Annotated in this window: 22 protein-coding genes and 1 riboswitch; of the genes, 2 read left to right on the forward strand and 20 right to left on the reverse strand. The window is 40.5% G+C overall.

Features of this window, described 5'->3' with window-relative positions:
* Positions 1-74: 74 nt before the first annotated feature.
* The 9 genes from purD to purC all read right to left on the reverse strand — a co-directional run bounded on the left by purD (position 75) and on the right by purC (position 10,086).
* Positions 75-1,340, reverse strand: coding sequence for a phosphoribosylamine--glycine ligase (gene purD, locus BAU15_RS06410; protein ID WP_161841912.1), 1,266 nt, complete (start codon positions 1,338-1,340; stop codon positions 75-77).
* A gap of 172 nt (positions 1,341-1,512) precedes the next feature.
* Positions 1,513-3,048, reverse strand: a complete 1,536-nt coding sequence (gene purH, locus BAU15_RS06415) for a bifunctional phosphoribosylaminoimidazolecarboxamide formyltransferase/IMP cyclohydrolase (protein ID WP_161841913.1) — start codon at positions 3,046-3,048, stop codon at positions 1,513-1,515.
* 8 nt (positions 3,049-3,056) lie between these two features.
* Positions 3,057-3,632 (reverse strand): phosphoribosylglycinamide formyltransferase, encoded by a 576-nt coding sequence (purN, locus tag BAU15_RS06420; RefSeq protein ID WP_161841914.1) that lies wholly within the window; start codon positions 3,630-3,632, stop codon positions 3,057-3,059.
* Positions 3,633-3,635: 3 nt separating this feature from the next.
* On the reverse strand, positions 3,636-4,676 hold the full coding sequence (gene purM / locus BAU15_RS06425) for a phosphoribosylformylglycinamidine cyclo-ligase (RefSeq protein WP_161841915.1): 1,041 nt from the start codon (positions 4,674-4,676) through the stop codon (positions 3,636-3,638).
* 22 nt (positions 4,677-4,698) lie between these two features.
* On the reverse strand, positions 4,699-6,138 hold the full coding sequence (gene purF, locus BAU15_RS06430) for an amidophosphoribosyltransferase (protein WP_161841916.1): 1,440 nt from the start codon (positions 6,136-6,138) through the stop codon (positions 4,699-4,701).
* The gene (gene purL, locus BAU15_RS06435; RefSeq protein ID WP_161841917.1) at positions 6,123-8,345 is read right to left on the reverse strand and encodes a phosphoribosylformylglycinamidine synthase subunit PurL; all 2,223 of its coding nucleotides are present in this window, start codon (positions 8,343-8,345) and stop codon (positions 6,123-6,125) included. Before purL ends, purF begins: the two co-directional genes overlap by 16 nt.
* On the reverse strand, positions 8,345-9,022 hold the full coding sequence (gene purQ, locus BAU15_RS06440) for a phosphoribosylformylglycinamidine synthase subunit PurQ (RefSeq protein ID WP_161841918.1): 678 nt from the start codon (positions 9,020-9,022) through the stop codon (positions 8,345-8,347). Before purQ ends, purL begins: the two co-directional genes overlap by 1 nt.
* 1 nt (position 9,023) lies before the next feature.
* Positions 9,024-9,278 (reverse strand): phosphoribosylformylglycinamidine synthase subunit PurS, encoded by a 255-nt coding sequence (gene purS, locus BAU15_RS06445; RefSeq protein ID WP_161841919.1) that lies wholly within the window; start codon positions 9,276-9,278, stop codon positions 9,024-9,026.
* A gap of 97 nt (positions 9,279-9,375) precedes the next feature.
* Positions 9,376-10,086 carry a phosphoribosylaminoimidazolesuccinocarboxamide synthase gene (gene purC / locus BAU15_RS06450; RefSeq protein WP_161841920.1) on the reverse strand — a complete coding sequence of 237 codons (711 nt, stop codon included), beginning with the start codon at positions 10,084-10,086 and terminating at the stop codon, positions 9,376-9,378.
* 293 nt (positions 10,087-10,379) lie between these two features.
* Between purC and BAU15_RS06455 the strand changes: the two genes are divergently transcribed.
* Positions 10,380-10,763 carry a hypothetical protein gene (locus tag BAU15_RS06455; protein WP_161841921.1) on the forward strand — a complete coding sequence of 128 codons (384 nt, stop codon included), beginning with the start codon at positions 10,380-10,382 and terminating at the stop codon, positions 10,761-10,763.
* Positions 10,764-10,952: 189 nt separating this feature from the next.
* Here the strand turns inward: BAU15_RS06455 and purB are convergent, their stop codons facing one another.
* The 10 genes from purB to BAU15_RS06505 form a co-directional block, all read right to left on the reverse strand.
* A complete protein-coding gene (purB, locus tag BAU15_RS06460) occupies positions 10,953-12,251 on the reverse strand; it encodes an adenylosuccinate lyase (protein WP_161841922.1) in 1,299 nt (432 codons plus the stop codon).
* 18 nt (positions 12,252-12,269) lie between these two features.
* Positions 12,270-13,391 (reverse strand): 5-(carboxyamino)imidazole ribonucleotide synthase, encoded by a 1,122-nt coding sequence (gene purK, locus BAU15_RS06465; protein ID WP_202622717.1) that lies wholly within the window; start codon positions 13,389-13,391, stop codon positions 12,270-12,272.
* Positions 13,384-13,872 carry a 5-(carboxyamino)imidazole ribonucleotide mutase gene (purE, locus tag BAU15_RS06470; RefSeq protein WP_161841924.1) on the reverse strand — a complete coding sequence of 163 codons (489 nt, stop codon included), beginning with the start codon at positions 13,870-13,872 and terminating at the stop codon, positions 13,384-13,386. Before purE ends, purK begins: the two co-directional genes overlap by 8 nt.
* 163 nt (positions 13,873-14,035) lie before the next feature.
* Positions 14,036-15,322 (reverse strand): nucleobase:cation symporter-2 family protein, encoded by a 1,287-nt coding sequence (locus BAU15_RS06475; protein WP_161841925.1) that lies wholly within the window; start codon positions 15,320-15,322, stop codon positions 14,036-14,038.
* Between the two features lies 1 nt (position 15,323).
* Positions 15,324-15,905: a xanthine phosphoribosyltransferase gene (locus tag BAU15_RS06480; protein WP_161841926.1), complete on the reverse strand. Its 582-nt coding sequence runs from the start codon at positions 15,903-15,905 to the stop codon at positions 15,324-15,326.
* A 137-nt stretch (positions 15,906-16,042) separates the two neighbouring features.
* Positions 16,043-16,140, reverse strand: a riboswitch (purine riboswitch).
* A 92-nt stretch (positions 16,141-16,232) separates the two neighbouring features.
* Positions 16,233-16,916, reverse strand: a complete 684-nt coding sequence (locus BAU15_RS06485) for a beta/alpha barrel domain-containing protein (RefSeq protein ID WP_161841927.1) — start codon at positions 16,914-16,916, stop codon at positions 16,233-16,235.
* A gap of 50 nt (positions 16,917-16,966) precedes the next feature.
* Positions 16,967-17,596 carry a glycoside hydrolase family 73 protein gene (locus BAU15_RS06490; protein ID WP_161841928.1) on the reverse strand — a complete coding sequence of 210 codons (630 nt, stop codon included), beginning with the start codon at positions 17,594-17,596 and terminating at the stop codon, positions 16,967-16,969.
* Between the two features lie 13 nt (positions 17,597-17,609).
* A complete protein-coding gene (locus BAU15_RS06495; protein ID WP_420022121.1) occupies positions 17,610-18,407 on the reverse strand; it encodes a M15 family metallopeptidase in 798 nt (265 codons plus the stop codon).
* A gap of 69 nt (positions 18,408-18,476) precedes the next feature.
* Positions 18,477-19,436 (reverse strand): M15 family metallopeptidase, encoded by a 960-nt coding sequence (locus BAU15_RS06500; RefSeq protein ID WP_161841929.1) that lies wholly within the window; start codon positions 19,434-19,436, stop codon positions 18,477-18,479.
* Positions 19,437-19,454: 18 nt separating this feature from the next.
* Entirely contained in the window at positions 19,455-19,985 is a 531-nt protein-coding gene (locus BAU15_RS06505; RefSeq protein WP_161841930.1) for a hypothetical protein, read from the reverse strand.
* 268 nt (positions 19,986-20,253) lie between these two features.
* Here BAU15_RS06505 and BAU15_RS06510 point away from each other — a divergent pair, with 268 nt between their 5' ends.
* Positions 20,254-21,210 carry a Gfo/Idh/MocA family protein gene (locus BAU15_RS06510; RefSeq protein ID WP_161841931.1) on the forward strand — a complete coding sequence of 319 codons (957 nt, stop codon included), beginning with the start codon at positions 20,254-20,256 and terminating at the stop codon, positions 21,208-21,210.
* A 135-nt stretch (positions 21,211-21,345) separates the two neighbouring features.
* Here BAU15_RS06510 and BAU15_RS06515 read toward each other — a convergent pair whose 3' ends face one another.
* Positions 21,346-22,308 (reverse strand): aromatic acid exporter family protein, encoded by a 963-nt coding sequence (locus BAU15_RS06515; protein WP_161841932.1) that lies wholly within the window; start codon positions 22,306-22,308, stop codon positions 21,346-21,348.

The raw sequence follows: 22,308 nt of genomic DNA on the forward strand, positions 1-22,308 counted from the left end.
ACCTATTGAAGGATTTCTAACACTTTAACTTTTTATTCTTTCCCTAGTTAATGAAATCTCAGAATAAATACATGCTATTTACTCGCTTTATCACCAATATCTGTCCGGTAAAATGTGCCGGTCGTATCTAAGTTATCAAGAATCCCATAGACTTTCTCCTGAGCTTCTTTCAAAGTTTCGCCTGCAGCTTCCACTAGGTAGACGCGTCCACCATTTGTCACTAGCTTACCTTCTTGTTCTGCTACTCCAGCGTAATACACATGACTATTTTCAAACGCAGGGATTTCTGGTAATAGTTGGCCTTTTTGATAATCACCAGGATAACCATCCGCGGCCACGACTACACCCAGACTAAAACCTGTCTCTTGCCAATCAATGGTTGGCACACGATCATTTAGTAAATCATCGATGATTTCAGCTAGATCACTATTTAAACGTTGCAAGACAACCTGTGTTTCTGGATCGCCAAAGCGGGCGTTAAACTCGATAACTTTTGCGCCTGCTTCTGTAGCAATCAAGCCGGCATATAAGATACCGGTAAATGGTCGGCCTTCTTTGACTAAACCTTTGGCAGTGGGCACTAAAATTTCTTTAACTGCTTGATCGACCATCGCTTGCGGAATTTGAGGCACGGGAGAATAAGCGCCCATTCCGCCTGTATTCGGACCTTTATCGTCATTATAAGCACGTTTGTGGTCTTGGGCGATGACCATTGGATAGACTTCCTCGCCACGAACAAACGCCAATAAAGAAAATTCTTGTCCTTCTAAAAATTCTTCAATCACGACTTGTGCGCCGCTCTCGCCAAACTTGTTGTCCTCCAACATATCTTTCAAGGCTGCGATTGCTTCTGTCATCGTTAAAGCAACGACGACGCCTTTACCAGCAGCTAAACCGTCTGCTTTGATAACAATTGGCACGCCTTTTTCTTTCACATAGGCTTCCGCTTCGGAAAACTTCGTAAAGGTTTGATAGTCGGCTGTCGGAATCTGATAGGTCACCATAATTTCTTTGGCAAAATTCTTAGAGCCTTCAATTAAAGCCGCTTCTTTGGTTGGTCCAAAGGCTTTCAGCCCCGCTTCAGAAAATACATTGACGATGCCATTCAATAACGGAATTTCTGGACCGACAAATGTCCAGTCCACTTGATTTTCTTTGGCAAAATCGACTAACCCTTGATTATCCAGCTCGCTAATCGCAACCAGTTCGATCCCATCTTTTTTCATCCCGGCATTCCCCGGTGCACAAAAGACGCGCTCAACAAGCGGACTTTTTAAAAATTTTTGGGCAAGCGTATGTTCGCGCCCCCCACCACCGATGACTAACACTGTTTTTTTCATGTGTACCTCCTAGGTTGACTTCACTTTATCAAAATTTAAGAAAAAACCATTAAAATTCTCTTCTAAACTAATTGTCCAATTGAAAGAGTCCATTGCGCAAAAGTGAGTGGTTCAATAACACCCCACTCACCTCGCCTAACTATTCTATAAACATTCTATTTCTGTCTTCTGATTAATGTCTAAAATGACGGACATCGGTAAAGACCATCGCGATTTGATATTTATCTGCCATATCAATTGATTCTTGGTCTTTGATACTGCCGCCCGGTTGAACGATTGCTTTAATGCCATTCTTGGCTGCATATTCAACTGAATCACTCATTGGGAAATAGGCGTCACTAGCTAGAACGGCTTCTGAGATTTTCTCACCGGCTTGTTCCACAGCTAATTTCACTGAACCGACACGATTCATTTGTCCAGCACCGATTCCTAACGTTTGATGGCTGTTGGCTACAACAATCGCGTTTGATTTCACATGTTTAACAGCTTTCCAAGCAAAAGCTAAAGCTGCTAATTCATCTTCAGTCGGTTGTCTTTTTGTAACGACTTTCCATTCAGCTGGGACTTCTTCAATCACGTCTTGATCTTGAATCAATAAGCCCCCAACCACAGAAACTGTTTCTGGTTTTGCTTGCTCATTTTGAGCGGTAAAATCAAGGGTTAATAGACGCAGGTTTTTCTTACTTGAAAGTAAAGCAAAGGCTTCTTCACTAAAGGCTGGCGCAATAATAATTTCTAAAAATAGTTTGTGCATTAGTTCAGCTGTGGCTAAATCAACGGTTCTGTTTAAAACGATAATCCCACCGAAGATTGAGACTGGATCGGCATCATAAGCAGAACTATACGCATCAAAGATTGTTTTGCCTGTGCCAATGCCACATGGATTCATGTGTTTCAAAGCAACCGCTGTTGGGTCGGTAAATTCACGGATAATGCGAATCGCAGCATCGGCATCCTTGATATTATTAAAGGAAAGCTCTTTACCGTGCAATTGTGTAGCACTCGCAATCGAGAAGGCTTGCGGTAAAGCATCTTGATAGAAGGCTGCTTCTTGATGGCTGTTTTCTCCATAACGTAACGTTTGTTTCAAATCATAGGTAAATGTCACTGTTTCTGGCGTTTTTTCTTCAACTAATTCTGTCAAATAACTAGCAATCAACGCATCATAAGCTGCTGTATGGCGGAAGACTTTAGCGGCTAATTTTTTACGAGTTTCGCTAGATGTTTCACCGTCATTTTTCAGTTCTGCCAAGACAACTTCATAATCTTTCGGATCAACGACAACCGTCACAGAAGCAAAGTTTTTAGCAGCTGAACGTAACATGCTTGGTCCACCGATATCGATATTTTCAATAGCTTGTGCTTCTGTTACATCTGGTTTTAGAATGGTTTCTTTAAACGGATATAAATTTACACAAACAAAATCAATCGGTGAAATATCGTGTTCAGACATCGCTGCCATGTGGGCGGGTACGTCGCGACGCCCCAAGAGTCCGCCATGAATTTTTGGATGTAAGGTTTTCACACGGCCATCCATCATTTCTGGAAAACCAGTCACTTCGTCAATCGAAATTGTCGGAACGCCCGCCTCATCAAGGGTTTTTTTCGTGCCGCCAGTTGAGATAATTTCAATTCCTTGTTCGATTAACCCTTGTGCAAATGCAACGATTCCTGTTTTATCTGATACGCTAATTAATGCTCTTCTCATAGCTAATTTTACGCCCCTTTATAATTATGTGAAATTTCAGCAAGTACTTTTGGATACAGTCGATGCTCGACCTGATGAATTTTAGCTTCTAGGCTTTCTAAGGTGTCCTCTTCTGCGACTGTGACCGCTTCTTGAGCTATCACGGGTCCCGTGTCGACGCCGGCATCGATATAATGTACGGTCACGCCAGTCTGTGGTACCTTTGCCGTAAAAGCATCTTTAATGCCGTGTAATCCTGGAAAATTAGGTAATAAAGACGGATGAATATTAATTATTCGTTGCGGAAAGGCTTCTAATAAACACGGGCCAATAATCCGCATGTAGCCGGCTAAGATAACCCATTCTACTTGATATTCTTCTAGCAAATGAAGTAATTCCGCTTCATACACAGATTTTTCCGAAAAATCTTTTGGTGAAAAGCTGACTGCTTCAACCTGATGATTTTTCGCTCGCTCTAGCACGTAAGCATTCGACTTATCGGAAAATACTAGCGCGACCTCCATCGCAATTTCTTGTCGTTCTACTGCCTGGATGATCGCCTCAAAATTACTGCCATTGCCAGATGCCAAGATCGCTGCTCTCATGACCTAGACTCCTTTTAGCACAACTGGCTGTGCTTGTTTTTCTGTCACTGAACCAATCGTAAAGCAAGCTTCGCCATTTTCTGCCAAGGTTGCTTTGACATCAGCCACTTTATCAGGTGCAACAGCCAATACCATGCCAATCCCCATGTTAAAGATTTCGTACATTTCTGCTGCCGGAATCTTGCCATATGTTTGTAAAGCCTCAAAGATTGGCAAGACTGGCCAGCTACCGATTTCAATTTCAACGCTGAGCTCCTCTGAGATCATACGCGGAATATTTTCAATAAAGCCACCACCAGTAATATGGGCAATCCCTGACACTAATTCTTTTTTGACTAATGGCAGTAACGCATTGACATAAATTTTCGTAGGGACTAATAATTCTTCCCCTAATAATTTATCCTCAAGCTCTGGCAATGAAGTTGAACCAGTAAAGCCTTGTTTTTCAAAAAAGATTTTACGGACTAATGAGTAACCATTCGAGTGAATTCCACTTGAAGGCAGACCTAGCAGAACGTCTCCCGCTTGAATCTTCTCACCTGTCACGAGTTGACTTTTCTCAGCAATCCCTACTGCAAAGCCAGCTAAATCATAATCATCTTCGCCGTACATGCCAGGCATTTCAGCAGTTTCGCCACCGATTAAAGCAGCACCCGCTTGTACGCAGCCTTCTGCCACACCTGCGACCACTTCTTCTAAGCGCGCCGGCACATTTTTACCTGTCGCGATATAATCCAAGAAATATAAAGGTTCTGCCCCTTGTGCCACGATATCGTTGACACACATCGCCACGCAATCAATCCCGATAGTTGCGTGATTATTTTCCTGAATTGCGACCATTAATTTTGTACCGACCCCGTCTGTTCCCGAAATCAGAACAGGTTCGGCTACATCTACCGTACTTAAATCAAAACAACCACCAAATCCACCAAGTGCACCCATCACGCCTATACGTTCAGTCCGTTTTACGTGTTTTTTAATTCGCTCGACTACTTCATAGCCCGCTTCTACATCAACGCCCGCTTTAGCATATGCGTTCTTCATATCTCTTCGCTCCTATTCATTCCTAAAAAAAGGATGTCTTTTCTTTGAGTGATGCTTGATATTTTTCTTCATAATCATAGAGTGGCGTTGGATAATCTCCATTAAAATAAGCCATACATAACCCTGAATAAGGCGCATCAAATTTTAAGCCAATCGATTGAATCAAGCCTTCTTCACTTAAAAAGCTGAGCGAATCAGCACCGATTGCTTCACGAATTTCGTCAATCGAAAGGTTTGCCGCAATCAGTTCTTTTCTCGTTTGAATATCGATGCCATAAAAACATGGATATTTCAAAGGCGGTGCCGCAATCCGAACATGAACTTCTTTAGCGCCCGCTTCTTTTAAGAGCTGGACAATCCGACGACTTGTTGTCCCGCGAACGATTGAATCATCAACCATGATGACTTTTTTGCCTTCAACCACCCCACGGACCGCTGAAAGCTTCATACGCACCCCTTGCTCACGCAATTCTTGGGTTGGTTGAATAAACGTCCGAGCGACATATTGATTTTTGACAAGGCCCATCTCGTAAGGAATACCGCTAGCTTCAGCGTAACCACTGGCTGCTGAGAGCGATGAGTTTGGTACACCCACGACCATATCTGCTTCAACAGCGGCCTCTTCAGCTAAACGGCGCCCCATATTTTTTCGTGCGGTATGCACATTCACGCCGGCGATATTTGAGTCAGGTCGTGCAAAATAGATATATTCCATCGAACAAATCGCTGGCTGTGTATCTGTTGTATACGCCTCGATTGTCACACCTTCGTCATTAATAATCACCATCTCACCCGGCTGCACATCGCGGACAAATTTTGCCCCAATTACTTCAAGTGCGCAGGTTTCAGAAGCCACAACATAGGCGCCGTTAACCATTTGACCAATCGATAACGGACGGAATCCATTTGGATCTAACGCTGCAATCATCGCATCTTCCGTCATTAACAGATAAGCAAAGCCGCCTTTGACTGTATTCAACGATTCTTTTAATTGCTCAATAAAGGTTGCCTCTTTACTCTGACGAATCAGATGCATCAAAATTTCTGTATCTGAATTCGAATGAAAAATCGCGCCATCTTTTTCTAATTCCCGACGTAGCGTGCGCGCATTGGTTAAATTCCCATTATGCGCAAGCCCCACAGAAGTGTCGTAGAATTTGAATAGGAAAGGTTGGATATTATCCACGCTCCCATTACCAGCTGTCGCATAACGGACATGACCAATCGCTGCGTTTCCTTCTAATTTACTCAACTGACGTTCATCTTTAAACACATCAGAAAGTAAACCTAAGCCGCGATAACCATCGAGTATACCGTCTTTATTGACAACAATTCCGGCTCCTTCTTGGCCACGATGCTGCAAACTATGCAAACCAAAATACGTTACTCGCGCGGCATCTGGATGACCCCAGACGCCGAAAATCCCGCATTCTTCATTTAAACTTTTTACTTCATAAGACATGAGATGGCATCCTCCCAAAGCTGTTTCGCCTGTGAAACTTCAACAGAGACCGTTTCGTCCGCTGTCGCAATCGTTAATTGACCAGTCGCTGTGACTGTTCCAACCTTGACGGCTTTTTCAGCCATGATTTCTTCAAAAGCAGCTTTATTTTCAGGCGCAACAGAGACAACAAAACGTGACTGTGTTTCTGAGAATAAGTGCGCTACTGGCATGTCGACAGCCACATCGATGCCTAAATTATTAGTAAATGCTGATTCCGCTAAAGCCACACCCAGGCCACCTTCGGCACTATCATGCGCACTCTTGACTAAGCCGGCTTTAATTGCCGCTAGAACCGCTGCTTGATTGTCTTTTTCAGTCGCCAAGTCAAAGTTCATCAATTGTCCTTCGATACGACCTAACTGCATTTTTTGTAATTCTGAGCCATTAAAATCAGCGAAGGTTTCGCCAACTACATAGATTAGATCCCCGGCTGTTTTAAATTCTTGTGTCGTAATCTCATCAAGATGATCAATTAAACCAACCATCCCAATCATTGGTGTTGGGTAAATTGCTTTGCCATCTGTTTCATTGTACATTGAAACATTTCCAGAAATAACTGGTGTATCTAAGACGCGACAAGCTTCCGAAATTCCATCTGCTGAAGTCCATAATTCCCAGAAGCCTTCTGGTTTATCAGGTGAACCATAGTTTAAGCAATCAGTAATCGCTAACGGACGTCCGCCACTAGCCACAATATTACGCGCAGCTTCTGCGACCGCAATTTGGCCACCAATCTCAGGATTCAAATACAAGTAACGGGCATTACAATCCGTCGTCATCGCTAAGGCTTTATCTGTACCACGAACCCGTAAAACAGCGGCATCGCTCCCAGGTCTCACGACAGTATTCGTACGAACTTGTGAATCATACGTTTCATAAATCATTTTCTTCGACGCAATTGTTGGCTGTTGTAACAACGCCAATAACGTTTCACTGCCACTTTCAATAACAGGTTCGAACTCAGCTAGAGCCGCAAATTCTTTGATACGCGCTGGTTCTTTACGTTCTTTTGTATAGACAGGTGCATCCTCTGCTAAGGCATCTACTGGTAAATTCGCCACTTCAACGCCACGATGATACAGACGGTATAACCCATCATCTGTTACTTCACCAATCGTTACAGCATCCAGATCGTATTTTTCAAATAATGCCACGACTTCTGCTTCGTGTCCTTGTTCGACACAGATTAACATCCGTTCTTGTGATTCTGACAACATCATTTCATATGGCGTCATATTTGTTTCACGTTGTGGCACATCGTCTAGGTATAATTTCAAACCAGAGCCAGCTTTAGAAGCCATCTCCGAGCTAGAAGAAACCAGTCCGGCAGCGCCCATATCTTGAATACCGACCAAAATATCTGAATGGTCGAGAATTAATTCTAAACAAGCTTCCAATAATAATTTTTCCATAAACGGATCGCCAACTTGAACAGCTGAACGTTGTTGTTCTTCACCTTCAACGAATTCCTCTGAAGCAAACGTCGCACCGTGAATCCCATCGCGTCCCGTTTTCGCTCCAACGTACATAATTGAGTTACCAACACCTTTGGCTTGGCCCTTTTGAATATCCTTATGGTCAATAATTCCAACACACATAGCATTAACAAGCGGATTGCCGGCGTAACAAGCGTCAAAAGCCACTTCGCCACCAACCGTTGGAATCCCGATACAGTTGCCGTAGCCGCTAATCCCAGCAACGACTTCTTCTAATAAATATTTGGTGTGTTCATTATCTAATTCACCAAAACGTAGGGAGTCCAAAATCGCAATCGGACGCGCACCCATACTGAAAATATCGCGAATAATTCCGCCAACCCCAGTCGCAGCTCCTTCATAAGGCTCAACAGCAGAAGGATGATTATGACTTTCAGCTTTAAAAACCACCGCTTGACCATCACCAATATCAACGATTCCGGCTCCTTCACCAGGTCCTTGTAGCACCTGTGGGCCAGACGTTGGGAATTTCCGTAAGACTGGTTTTGAATTTTTATATGAACAATGTTCACTCCACATGACTGAAAATAAACCAGTTTCTGTGTAGTTTGGCATTCTTTTAAGTATTTTTTCAGAAATCAACTGATATTCTTCATCCGTTAATCCCCATTCCGCATAAATGCGTTGTTCTTTAATCTCTTGTGGTGTTGGCTCCATCACTTTCATCATTAGTTTGCAGTCACCTTTCCGAAATTTTTTAGGATAGAAGAGAAGAAACGTTTGCCGTCAGCAGAACCTAATAGCTCTTCCATTGCGCGTTCTGGGTGAGGCATCATGCCTAGCACATTGCCCGCTTTATTTGTGATTCCGGCAATTTGTTCCAGACTGCCGTTGATATTTTCGCCATAAGTGAAGACGATTTGTTGATTATCTTTTAATTCTTGCAAGGTTGCTTCATCACAGTAATAATTTCCTTCTCCGTGCGCAACAGGAATTTGAATGACTTCATTTTCGTCATAATCAGAGGTAAATTTCGTTTGGTTATTGACTACTTTCAATGGCACTGTTTTACAGACAAAATGTAGCGAATCATTTCGTTTCAGCGCACCAGGTAACAGGCCAGCTTCCGTTAAAACTTGGAAGCCATTGCATGTCCCAAAGACTGGTTTGCCTTCGTCAGCAAAACGAATCACTTCAGACATAATTTTAGAAAAACGAGCAATCGCACCGCAACGTAGGTAATCACCATAAGAAAAGCCCCCAGGCAACAAGACGCCATCAAAGCCTTCTAGAGAAGTCGCATCGTGGCGAACATATTCAGCCTCAGCGCCCATAATATCTTTGACCGCCCATAACATATCCATGTCACAGTTTGATCCAGGAAAAACAATGACAGCAAATTTCATGTTAGGCTTCCTCCGTTGTTGAGATTTCATAACGATACGTTTCCATATTGACGTTCGCTAACAATTTGTCACACACTTCTTCGATCATTTCTTCTACTGGTCGCTCTGATTTAGCCACTTTAATTTCGAAGTATTTGCCAATCCGAATCTCTTCAATCTCCGCATAGCCCATCCGATGCACGGCACCTTTCACGGCTTCTCCTTGTGGGTCTAATACTGAATCCTTATAGGTTACATAAACTTTTACAAAATACATGGTTGATAGCTCCTTCTTGTGTTTGTTTTTTATTTTAATTTAAATAAGTAACTATTTTCTTCGATTGATAACTCTCTGACTGACGTTACTGTTTAGACTAAATTTCTTCTAAACGGCGCAAGACTTCTTGATAGACAGGCACGATATCACCTAAATCACGACGGTAAATATCTTTGTCCAAATGGTCATTCGTCTCAGCATCCCATAAACGACAAGTATCCGGTGAAATTTCGTCAGCTAATAAAATCCGACCTGCTTGATTTAGCCCAAACTCGACTTTAAAATCGACTAGCTTGATTGATAATTCCTTGAACAGGTCAATTAAGGCTTGATTGATTTGTCGAGTGATGGTTTTAATTTCTTGAATTTGTTCAGTTGTGGCAATCTCTAAAGCGAGAATGTGATCTTCATTGATTAGTGGATCATCTAAGCGGTCTTCTTTGTAATAAAACTCAATGATTGGAAATTTTAGGGGTTGTCCTTCAGGCACATCTAAACGTTTAGAAAAGCTGCCTGCGGCGATATTTCGCACGACGACTTCTAAGGGGATAATTGTTACTGCTTCAACTAATTGTTCGGTTTTTGATAGTTTTTTGATGAAATGGCTAGAAATCCCTCGTTCTTTCAATTTTTCGAAAATTTCCGAAGTGATTTGATTATTTAATTCGCCTTTTCCTTGGATTTGATCTTTTTTCACACCATTTAGAGCAGTTGCTTGATTCAGATATTCTACCCAAAGAACACCTTCTTCATCAGTTTTATAAAGTTTTTTAGCTTTTCCTTCATAGAGCAACGCTTGTTTTTCCACTACTTGACCTCTCCCTTGTTCGAACGTTACAAACAATAATTATCTCTAACGTTCAGCTTAATGTTTGTATTTAGTTTAACAATCATCTGTTTTCGGGTCAATATTTTCCGTTCATTTATTGAATAAATAAAACTTAACGTTCGTGTTTTGCTAAAAATATATAACGCTGATATTCCAATCAATTTAAGAAGCGTTTACATTTTTATGAACTAGTGCTATAGTATAGGGTATAAGTAATGAACCTATTTTACCTATCCAAAAATAGCGATAAGGCTCTAGAGGAGGAAACTTGGATGACGAGTTTACAGACAATGGTGCAGCAGTTTTTAGCAGATCTTGATACGGAAGAACAAGTCCGTTTATACAATGATTTACTCGCTTTAGAAGCAGTTCATCACTTAAACGAACATGCTAGCTTCTATACTTTTCGAAAATTAAAACGGGCCACTCATCGACATTTTGAATGTCGCAAACGGACCCTACGATTCGTTAATAAAAAAAATAATGAATTGATTATTCATCAATTACATGAACAACATATTTTCAAAAATCATTACCGCATTCAGGTTTTTTACAATCTACATGAATATGATTTCAAATTTGTCGAAGAGCTCACAACTGCCCTTCGTAAAAACAACCTGATTCAACCAAGCGGCTTATCAATTAATTATGCATAAAAGAGAGTGTAGCAAAACCACTAATTGGTTTTGCTACACTCTCTTTATTCAAATAAAAAAATAGTCTTGATAGAAGCCACTCTTCAGCACTTCTATCAAGACTACCTGATTATTTGTCTCATCTGCTTTAATTAGCAGAATTATTCGCAACGAAACAGATTACAAGTCCCTGATAATACCCCGTACGTTTTATTCCCCTAACCCAACACGTTCAAAAATTGTTTCAACGTTTTTTAGATGGTAATTGTAGTCAAAGGCATCATCCAGCTCTTCTTTGGATAACACAGAGGTAATTTTTTCATCTGCATCTAACAACGGTCGGAAAGCTGTTTGATTATCCCAAGCGTAAGCTGTTTTAGGTTGCACTAAATCATAAGCTTCTTCACGAGACATGCCATGATCAATCAACTTCAACAGTACACGCTGGCTATAGATTAAGCCGAATGTTGCGTTCATGTTACGCTTCATATTCTCTGGGAAGACTGTCAGATTTTTCACGATATTACCAAAACGGTTTAACATATAATTCAAGAGAATCGTCGTGTCTGGTAAGATAATACGTTCAGCTGACGAATGAGAAATATCTCGTTCATGCCACAATGAAACATCTTCATAGGCAGTAATCATATGTCCGCGGACAACACGAGCTAGACCCGTCATATTTTCTGAACCAATCGGATTACGTTTATGAGGCATCGCTGAAGATCCTTTTTGGCCTTTCGCGAAGAACTCTTCGACTTCTCGCGTTTCGGATTTTTGTAAACCACGGATTTCTGTGGCAAATTTTTCGATACTTGTCGCAATCAAGGCCATTGCTGAAAAATACTCAGCATGTAAATCGCGTGGTAAGACTTGGGTAGAAATATCCTGCGCACGAATCCCTAGCTTATCGCAGACATAAGCTTCAACAAAAGGCGGAATATTGGCAAAAGTACCTACTGCACCAGAAATTTTCCCGGCTTCAACCCCTTTTGCTGCATGCTCAAAGCGTTCAATGTTGCGTTTCATTTCTGAATACCATAAAGCTAATTTTAAGCCAAAAGTAGTTGGTTCTGCATGCACACCATGGGTTCTGCCCATCATGACAGTCCGTTTGTGTTCTTTAGCTTTTTCACCGATGATTTCAGTAAAACGTTGTAAGTCTTCACGTAAAATATCATTGGCCTGTTTGATTAAATAGCCATATGCTGTATCCACTACGTCGGTGCTTGTTAAGCCATAATGAACCCATTTCCGCTCTTCACCTAACGATTCAGAAACAGAACGAGTAAATGCTACAACGTCATGTCGAGTCTGTTCTTCAATTTCTAAAATGCGGTCAATATCAAAGCGAGCATTTTCGCGAATCTTTTTAGCATCCTCTTTAGGAATTTCCCCTAATTCTGCCCAAGCTTCATCAGCTAAAATTTCAACTTCTAACCACGCTTGATAACGATTTTGATCTGTCCAAATTCGACCCATCTCTGGTCTTGTATAACGATCCAACATAAAAAGTTTCTCCTATTCTTAATCCCAAATATTTGTTTGTTTAACTTCTTTTAAGGTTTCTTCTATATTCTCAGTTAAAATAGTGATATGACCCATTTTACGCCCAGATTTAGCTTCTGCTTTCCCATAATAATGAAATTGCCAAGCGGCTTTTTCCATCGTCAAGTCATAGGTCTTGAGTAATTCATCCCCTAGAATGTTAACCATCACAGCATCGCTTAACAAACGAATTTCTGGTAATGGCCAACCCGCAATCCCACGAATGTGAGCATCAAATTGGCTAATAGAACACGCTTCAATCGTATAATGTCCTGAATTATGCGGTCTAGGTGCCATCTCATTGACATAAATGCTGCCACTTTCTGTTAAGAACATCTCAACTGCTAAAGTTCCAGCTAAGCCAATCGCTTCAGCAATGACTTTAGCAATTCTTTGAGCCTCTTCAATGACTTCTGCAGAAACATTAGCCGGAGCTATTGTTTCGTGAAGGATATTGTCTCTATGGCGATTTTCCACCACCGGAAAAACAGTATATTCTCCTTCGCCATCACCTGCAACAAGCACCGATAATTCTTTTTCATAAGGAATCCAAGCTTCTAGGACACAGGTTCCTTCGCGCAAAAGATTCATAGAAGGCGCCAAGTCTTGCATGCCGTATAAGACATACTGACCTTTACCATCATAGCCGCCGCGCGTGGTCTTTAAGACACACGGATAGCCGATACTATCAATCTCTTCTTGAATATCCGTTGGGCTAATAATCGTTGCATAAGGGGCAATCACAATATTATTCGATTCTAAAAATGATTTTTCCATTAAACGATCTTGCGTAATTGCTAATAAATCAGTTCCTTGAGGAATCGACGTCATCGGCAAAATTGTATTAAGTGCTTCGACACTGACATTCTCAAATTCATACGTAATTACATCGACACGTTTCGCCATTTCTTCAAGGGCAAAATTATCATCGTATTCAGCCACAATTTGCCAATCAGCGACTTGTGAAGCAGGGCAATCTTCAGTCGGATCTAGTACTCCTACTCGAAAACCCATTTCTTTTGCACTCTGTGCCATCATACGGCCTAACTGACCGCCGCCAACAATCCCGATTACCGAACCAGGTAATAAAGGTTTAACCAAGTTGATCACTACTTTCCATTACAGTTTCCGTCATGACTTTTCTTTTTTCGTCCAGTCGTTCCGCTACCTCTAAATCATACATGGAAAGCATCTGCGCCGCAAGTAAACCTGCATTAATTGCCCCAGCTTTTCCGATTGCTGTTGTTGCAACAGGAATTCCTCCTGGCATTTGAACAATCGACAATAACGAATCCAAGCCATTCAATGTTCGTGATTGAACTGGAACTCCGATTACTGGCAAGGTTGTTTTGGCAGCGACCATTCCTGGTAAATGAGCTGCTCCTCCTGCCCCAGCAATAATTACTTTAAGGCCACGCCCTCGCGCTTCTTCAGCATATTTAAACATCAAATCAGGTGTACGATGAGCTGAAACAACTTTCTTTTCATAAGGAATCCCCAATTCTTCTAGACTGGCACAGGCGTGCTTCATTGTTTCCCAGTCAGATTGGCTTCCCATAATTACAGCTACTAAAACGGTCATTGATCTGCCTCACTCTCTTTTATTCGATTTCATTTTATCAAGGCTTGTTTTCCCTGTCAAAGAATTTTCGAATATTATCATCTGTTTTTCACCGATTGTTCGGTTTATGACTGGATAAAAAAGAAGAAAGTTGACAAAGCAACTTCCTTCTTTTTAAGAAACACTAAATTTCTTCTTCTGATTTCAATCCATTGAATAGTACGTTCAGTACAATGGCCGTTAAACTACTCATAACGATTCCATTTCCAGTAAACATTTGTAACGTTTCTGGCATTTGACTGAATAGACCTGGCAATACGTTAAAGCCTAGACCAAAACCAATCGAAACAGCGATAATCAATAAATTCTTATCATTATTAAAATCAACTTTTGAAAGCATCCGCATTCCTTGAACAGCGACCATACCAAACATCACTAACATGCCGCCTCCTAAAACTGATTCAGGAATGATTTGAGCTAAGGCTCCAACTTTAGGAAAAAGTCCTAAAGCAATCAAGAAAAAGGCTGTGAAGTAAATGGGTTTTCTAGTTTTAATCCCAGATAATTGAACTAAACCAACGTTCTGTGAGAAGCCTGTATAAGGGAAGGTATTGAAAATCCCGCCTAAAACAACTGCTAAACCTTCTGCACGATAGCCACGTTTCAAGTCATCTTCGCCAACTTTTTTTCCAGTAATATCACCTAAAGCGAAGTAAACACCTGTTGACTCTACCATGCTGACGATTGAAATAATTACCATCAAAAGAATTGACCAAACATCAAAGGTTGGCATACCAAAATAGAAAGGCTGAGGTACATGGAAGACTGGCGCATGACCAATAGCTGCTAAATCAACTTGACCTAAGACTGCTGCAAGCACCGTTCCACCAACTAAACCAATCAAAACAGCAATCGAACGAATGAAACCTTTAGCGAAAATTTGAATACCAATAATTAGACCAATTGTCACAAACGCTAATAATAAATTCGTAGGGTCGCCAAAGCTTGGATCAGTTTTTAAACCGCCACCCATTTTTTCAACTGCTACCGGAATTAATGTTAGACCAATAACGGTAATTACCGTCCCTGTCACCAATGGCGGGAATAATTTCTTAATCTTTGAAAAGACCCCTGCGATTAATACGACAAAAACACCTGAAGCAATAACCGAGCCATAAATGGCGCCGATTCCGCTATTATTACCAATCAAAATCAGCGGAGCCACTGCTTGAATTGCACATCCTAGAACAACTGGCAAGCCAATTCCGAAGAATTTGTTGACTGTTAATTGAAGCAAAGTAGCAATCCCACACATAAAAATATCAATCGAAATTAAGTAAGTCATTTGTTGCTCATTAAAGTTTAACCCTGTACCGATAAGTAACGGTACAGCAACCGCTCCTGCATACATAGCTAATAAATGCTGTAATCCTAATACGGCTGCTTTACCGTTCTGCGTTTCCTTTTCCAAACTATGCGTCCCCCTCAAGAAATTCTACTTCTCCATTTGTTAATGAAGCAATTCGCGCTAATGATACGACCTTCAAGCCCATATCTTCAATCAATTGACGACCATCTTGGAATGATTTCTCAATGATAATCCCGATTCCTTCGACTTCAGCTCCCGCCTGTTGACAGAGCTCGATTAACCCTTTAGCTGCTTGACCATTCGCTAAAAAGTCGTCAACGATTAAGACCTTGTCTTCATTTGATAAAAACTTTCTAGAAATCGAAACAGTGCTCGTCACTTGTTTCGTAAAAGAGTATACAGAGGATGTCAATAGCTCCTCATCCATTGTCAAACTTTTAGCTTTTCGCGCAAAAATCATCGGAACATTCAATTCCTTTGCTGCAAAAACAGCTGGTGCAATTCCTGAAGCTTCGATTGTTACAACTTTGGTAATTCCAGCATCTTTAAATACTTCAGCAAAACGTTGCCCCATTTGTTCCATCAACACAGGATCTACTTGGTGTGTGACAAAGCTATCAACTTTTAAGACACCTTCACCCAAAATATGTCCGTCTTTTTTGATACGCTCCACTAGCTCTTTCATTTCATTCTCTCCTATCCATTTAGTTATCGAAAAAATAAAGCAATCAGCATAACAAATAGTTTTTCAACCGTCCGTTATTACAGACTCTGCTTAAAATAAGCAAAAAACCTCTTTCGCGTAAGCAAAAAAGGTGCACAAATAACACGTTTTTTACTTATAGTCCAACATTTACGGTGTCGGGTAGAGACTGTCGACCTTATCTCGACGATATATAAGTGAAACATTTTTAAAAAGATAGGTCTATTATCTATTTAATTACAAAAAAAAGCAAGGCTTGTAAGCCCTTGCTTTTTAAAAATCTTAATATTTTTTCTAAAAAAAGAAAAATCATTCGGTTTCTTTCTGTTCTTTTTGACGATAATTCTCCATTTTTTTGCTAAATAACTGCCCATTACTCGGTGGTGTATAGGTAATGGCATTGGCGCCAGCTTCGATTGTGGCCAAAATACCTTCATCGGTAGGCCCTCCGGTAGCAATAATCGGTAATTCTGGATATTTTGCTCTGAAATAGGCCACAGTTTCCACTGTCTTCTTCCCTGCACTGATATTGATGATTGAAACGCCTGCCTCAAGCTTTTCATCAATCGGGGTATAGATGGAAGTGACCGTGCTGATCACTGGAATATCTACAACTTCACATACTTGTCGAACCGTTTCAATCGGTGTCGGCGCATTCAAGACGACGCCAATCGAGCCTTGCGCTTCGGCAAACATACTCATATAGGCTGAACGTGTTCCTTGCGTCAAGCCACCGCCAACTCCAGAAAAGACTGGAATATTTGCGGCTTCGATAATTCCTTTCGTGATGGCCGGATGCGGCGTAAAAGGATAGACAGCAATCACTGCGTTCGCATTGTTATTACAGACAATCGCGATATCAGTCGTAAAGATAATTGAGCGAATTTTTTTGCCAAATACACGAATACCACTTGCTTGTAGTATAACCTCAGGAACGCGTACAATATCTTTTCTTAACTCCGTCGTAATTTCTGGAACAAATTTTTCTGCCATTTTTTTCGACCCCTTTCAATCGGGCACTTTGTGAGACAAATTGTCCGTTCTTACCGTCGATCGTACTGGTCTAACTTGTACGTTTCGATTACTTCCGTAACTTTGTGGGCATAATTTGGATCTGTTGCGTAGCCACCCTCTTGTAAAGCCTTCGCTGCTTGTTTGTAATTTTCTGCCAAGAGCACCTTTTCATATTGTTGAGGATTCCAAGTCACGCCATTAACGAATAGCATAGTATGATCATCCATTGAAGCTTCCCATGAGTCATAAACCTTAAAATCACCTTGAATGACTATCCATTCTTCATTTACATATTCTCGCGTTTCCAAATTAACTTTCTTCTCGTTGCCAAATGACTTCATACCAAATAAATTATTGTATTGACTGGCTAATGAACTTTGCCCCCAATTGGATTCAAGAATAGCTTGTGCGATAATAATGCTTGGCAATACACCGTAACCCTCTTGTAGTTCTTGGGCATGGGGAACCAGACGGTTAATAAATTCCTCATGACTCATCGTGACTATCTCCGTTTGATCTAGCGACTCTGATTCAATTAATGGTGCAGTTAAACTCTTCAAAGAAAAGACAAACGCTACCCCAATTAACAACAATCCTAGCAAAAGCTTTGGAATGCCGACCGTTTGCTTTTTCTTTTTATATTTTTTTCGTGTGCTCATACGACTCCTATTCTTAGAACAGTTTAAGATATTCTTCCAGCGTTAAGTCATTTTCTGTAATATACTTCGCACTTTCTTTCCCCACATATCTTAAATGCCATGGTTCATAATCAATCTTGGTTATTGCTTCTTTCCCTTTAGGATAACGGACTATAAAGCCAAATTCAGGTGCATTTTCAGCTAACCATTGTGCCCCAGGTTGCTTCCCAAAGCCCTCTTCTAATACTTCTTTGGGATAGTTATTATACCACGATTCGTCTACAACATCGACTGCTAAGCCTGTATGGTGTTCACTATATCCTGGCTCAGTCACCGTTTTTTTGGTTTCCGCAATCGCTGCCTCTTCATCAAGCCCATCTCGAGACATGATTACATTGACTTCCTGATCAAAAACAGTTTGTTGATACGCTACTGAGCGAAAAGCTGAAATAATTACCAACGGGTGATTCGCTTTTGTCGCTGCTTCAGACATCTTTTCGTAACTATCGGCAATCCGTTTGTCAACTTCATAGCCATTAGACAAAGCCACCAAGTTTTCTTCATTAACTTCTGTTGTTAATTTATTCTCAGGTCCAACGAGTACTAACGCCCAGTCGCTCGTTGAAATATTAGGTAAATCTGCCGCAACGGCTGCTTCTTTTGCTTCCTTCTTAACCTTTTCCGTTTTCTTTTCAGTTGTTTCCACAGTCGGTGTAGATTTCTTTTGATCAAATCTACCTGTAATACTTAAAAATGAAACGACAAGTATAATACAGACGGCGAATATGCCGAAAAGTGTTTTAGGTGAAGTGAGTGTTTGTTTAGTTTTAATTGTTCTAGCTCCTAAGCCTGTGACATGAGTGAAGGTAAATCGATTGTAAAATGCGCATGTGCACTACAATTACGGTAAACGATCGAGATATTCTTCTAGTGTTAATTTATTTTTCTCTATATATTCGGCATTTTCTTTGCCAACATAGCGGATATGCCACGGTTCATAAGTAATCGCGGTAATTTTTTCTTGATTTTTAGGATAACGGATAATAAAGCCATAAGTAGCTGCATGTTCGGCCAACCATTTTGCACCCGGCTGTTCTCCAAAGCGTGCATCAAGCAATCCGCCAACATAATTTTTATTCCACGATTCATCTACCACGTCCAAAGCAAGTCCCGTATGGTGTTCACTAAAGCCTGGCTCAGTCATCGTTTTCTTGGCTTCCTTAATAGCAGCTTCTTCAGAGAGCCCCAGTCTACTCATATTTTGTGAGACTCCCTCTTCAAAAACTTCTTCTTGATAGGCAACTGAACGAAAGGCTGAGATAGTCACCAACGGATAGCCAGCTTTTTCGGCAGCCGCAGCTAGCTCTTCGAAGCTTTTAGCGATTCGCTTATCCACTTCAAAACCATTCGCTAACGTCGTTAATTGGCTATCAGGAATTTCTGTTTTCAGTTTATGATTGGGACCGACTAAGACTAGATTCCAGTCATTTTTCGAGACCTTAGGAAGATCCTTGAACTGTTCTTCAGGCTGTTCTAGTAAACTTGCTACTTTTTTTTCAGCGACCTGTTCAGTCGTATCCGTTGTTTCTGATTCAGCAGTCTTCGTTTTTTCCGTATCCTGCTGCTTGGTTACGGTTGTTTGACTCGTCTCTTTGTTTTTTTGCTTTTTTGTCGTACTTGTTGTAGATTCTGTTGTGCCTTTTTCGCTAGACGGTAGGTTGGTTTTTGACGCCGATTGAGCCTGTTCAATGGTTGAATCTAGCGTCTTTTCTGAATTATCCGTATTCGTCACCTTAAAAAAAATGAACAACGAGATAATTAATAACCCTACTGCTGCAACTATTTGTTTGTTCTCACTCACGACTTGTATCCCTTCAAGTTATTTTCCTTGGTCGTTTTTAATATAAGTTTCTTCCAAATTTTCATTGACCCATTCCAATAATTCGACAGGTGATCCTTCAATTTGTTTCTGGATATTCGCCGGTAGTCGGAAGCTGACACTATCATCATAGCCCCACTCATCGTAGTGAATGCTGACTTTCAAATTAATAAATCCTCGCTCTTTTTGGACCTCAGTTTGAAAGGGAATCATTTCGACATCCCCTATTTTTGCTTGCAACCATTTTTGAGCAATTTTCGTTTTTAATCGTTTATATTCAGCCACTGCTAAATTTCTTTTTTCAGGAAAAAGGGCGGTTTGTCGTAATACTTTATTCATCAGCATCCATTCATAATCACTAAATAAATTCTTAACCTTTTGCATCATCTCAGAAGAAAAAGTTCGTTGCCCCACTTTCCAGGCTTCCCAATAATCCTTTTCGATTTGCAACTGTTCTTGATAAAAATAAGCCTCTGTTCCATACTGTTCAATAATTGCACTGATAATAATATCAATATATACACGATGCATAGTTATCCCTCCTCGTAATGTATTGTACTTAACAATTGATGAAAAATCATCCTTTTTCAATTTATTTTCCTTTTTTTTATAAAAATTGATGACTATTCCCCTTTTTCTCTTCAATTACTTGCTTTTTACCCATACTCTTCAACTATACTCCAGCTTTTTTCAGGTCGTGAATAAGTGTAAGAAGCCATTTTTCTGCTATACTAAATAGGTACCTTTTTATTTGATTTTTCTGGTCATTAAAAAAATATTCTTAAAGGAGCCGATTATTTTGAAAACTTATCATTGGGGAATTGTGGGTCTAGGAGAAATTGCCCACCAATTTGCACAAACTTTTAATCACTCATCAAGTCAATTAACTGCTGTTGCTTCCAGAACACAAGAAAAAGCAGATGAATTTGCAAAGCACTATCAAATTCCCAAATCTTACGGTAGCTATGACGCACTTCTAGCGGACCCAACTATCGATATCATTTATATTGCCGTTCCCAATCGTCAGCATATTGACTATATCTTACCGGCATTAGAAGCTGGCAAGCACGTATTATGTGAAAAAGCCATCACCATGAATCAAGCTGAATTAACACGAGCTGTTCAATTAGCTGAAAAAAATAACTTAATCTTAGCTGAAGCAATGACCATCTTCAATATGCCTTTGTATCAACAATTGCGTGAAATAGCTGATTCTGGAAAACTTGGAAAACTAAAAATGATCCAAGCTCCTTTTGGTAGCTATAAAGAACCTGATCCTAAAAATCGCTTTTTCAACCCAGATTTAGCTGGTGGCGCCTTACTTGATATCGGTACCTATGCAGTCTCCTTTGCTCGCTACTTCTTAAACGCTCAACCATCTGTCATCGCATCCAATGTGTTACCTTTTGAAACAGGAGTGGATGAACAATCTGTGACTATTCTGCGCAATAATAAAAATGAGATGGCAGCAATCACCCTGACTTTCCAAGCAAAAATGCCGAAACTCGGCGTCGTTGCCTTTGAAAATGGTTATATCACGGTTCCAGAATATCCTCGTGCTGACAAAGCCGAAATCTACTATAATGATGGTACGAAAGAATTTATCGAGTCTGGTGATACACAAGAAGCCATGAATTATGAGATTCAAAATATGGTCGCCTTCATCGAAGGAACAAAGCCAAATAAATCCCTATACTTGACTATTGACGTCATCCAAATTCTGGATGATATGCAAAAAGCTTGGGCTGCTCAGTAACGCGATTCACTACTAATTATTATAATAAAGAAGAATGTCTCTTCTCTGTTACACGAACAGAATAAGGGACATTCTTCTTTTGTATCTATTTTATTGTGGCTAACAGTATTACCTGCCTTCTTAATTGTATGTATCTTAATCGATAAGCGTAAGTTTCTGAGCAAATTCTGCTTTGATTTCAATAAAACTTCTAAAAGACTGCAAAAATTGAAATAGCTCTGCTCGATTTTCAAACTCTTCACGACTGGTAGGCAAAGGCATTTCCCTATATTCTTCATACACTTCAAAGATTCGTTCCAAAATTTCTTTGCCGTCATTTTCCTCAGCGAAGGTTTCCGCAGTGTACTCTAATAATGAGACGATTTTTGCTACCTGAATATCGACAATCTCGATTCTATCTAAGCTTTGAATCATATCATTCAAGACACTAATCTGTGAACGTCGCATGGCAAAATAAGAACCATAATAGACATCCCGACCCACCCACTGATTTTCTTGATAGGTTTGAGCACGCAGTTGCCCTTCTCGGATGAAAGTCAACAATCCTTGACAGTTTTCAACTAGCTTTTGCTCCGTGATTTCTTGGGTTAAGTATAAAGACATTTCTGTGAGTAATTTTCGAAACATCGTTTCAATAATTTGTTGGTCTTCCTTCAAACGATTTTCAGAATTTGGCATATATAAATTTGCCAATAAAGCCAGCCCGACACCAATCATCATGAGTAGATATTCATTGGCTATCAGAGACCAGCTCATAGACTCCTCAACTAGATAATGCGTGACTAAGACAGAGCTCACAACAATCCCATCTGACAAACCAAACAAAACGGCTAACGGAATAAACAGCAATAAAAAAAAGCCGAAAGCAATCGGTTGATAACCTAAAATTGAAAAACAAATGAACGCCAGTCCAGTCGCCAGTGTCAATGATAGCAGTCGATAAATCCCCGTTTGTAAAGAGGACTTTTTAGAATTTGTGACACTTAAAACAGCAATAATTCCCGCCGCTGGTGCATACAGTAACTGCAAAGCATTCGCTAAAATCATTGCCAAAGCCGCGCTTACGGCCGTTTTAACCGTTCTAAGTCCGATGCGCAT

This window comes from Candidatus Enterococcus huntleyi (assembly GCF_009933175.1).
Lineage (GTDB): Bacteria > Bacillota > Bacilli > Lactobacillales > Enterococcaceae > Enterococcus_K > Enterococcus_K huntleyi.

Excerpts from the sequence above, each read along its gene's own strand:
- purE (WP_161841924.1), bottom strand. The coding sequence starts at position 13,872 with ATGACCGTTTTAGTAGCTGTAATTATGGGAAGCCAATCTGACTGGGAA.
- BAU15_RS06490 (WP_161841928.1), bottom strand. The coding sequence starts at position 17,596 with ATGAGCACACGAAAAAAATATAAAAAGAAAAAGCAAACGGTCGGCATT.
- BAU15_RS06485 (WP_161841927.1), bottom strand. The coding sequence starts at position 16,916 with ATGGCAGAAAAATTTGTTCCAGAAATTACGACGGAGTTAAGAAAAGAT.
- BAU15_RS06515 (WP_161841932.1), bottom strand. The coding sequence starts at position 22,308 with ATGCGCATCGGACTTAGAACGGTTAAAACGGCCGTAAGCGCGGCTTTG.
- purQ (WP_161841918.1), bottom strand. The coding sequence starts at position 9,022 with ATGAAATTTGCTGTCATTGTTTTTCCTGGATCAAACTGTGACATGGAT.
- BAU15_RS06505 (WP_161841930.1), bottom strand. The coding sequence starts at position 19,985 with ATGCATCGTGTATATATTGATATTATTATCAGTGCAATTATTGAACAG.
- purM (WP_161841915.1), bottom strand. The coding sequence starts at position 4,676 with ATGAAGAACGCATATGCTAAAGCGGGCGTTGATGTAGAAGCGGGCTAT.
- purH (WP_161841913.1), bottom strand. The coding sequence starts at position 3,048 with ATGAGAAGAGCATTAATTAGCGTATCAGATAAAACAGGAATCGTTGCA.
- BAU15_RS06480 (WP_161841926.1), bottom strand. The coding sequence starts at position 15,905 with ATGAAAGAGCTAGTGGAGCGTATCAAAAAAGACGGACATATTTTGGGT.
- purN (WP_161841914.1), bottom strand. The coding sequence starts at position 3,632 with ATGAGAGCAGCGATCTTGGCATCTGGCAATGGCAGTAATTTTGAGGCG.
- purL (WP_161841917.1), bottom strand. The coding sequence starts at position 8,345 with ATGATGAAAGTGATGGAGCCAACACCACAAGAGATTAAAGAACAACGC.
- purS (WP_161841919.1), bottom strand. The coding sequence starts at position 9,278 with ATGTATTTTGTAAAAGTTTATGTAACCTATAAGGATTCAGTATTAGAC.
- purD (WP_161841912.1), bottom strand. The coding sequence starts at position 1,340 with ATGAAAAAAACAGTGTTAGTCATCGGTGGTGGGGGGCGCGAACATACG.
- purF (WP_161841916.1), bottom strand. The coding sequence starts at position 6,138 with ATGTCTTATGAAGTAAAAAGTTTAAATGAAGAATGCGGGATTTTCGGC.
- purB (WP_161841922.1), bottom strand. The coding sequence starts at position 12,251 with ATGTTGGATCGTTATACAAGACCAGAGATGGGTCGAATTTGGACAGAT.
- BAU15_RS06455 (WP_161841921.1), top strand. The coding sequence starts at position 10,380 with ATGACGAGTTTACAGACAATGGTGCAGCAGTTTTTAGCAGATCTTGAT.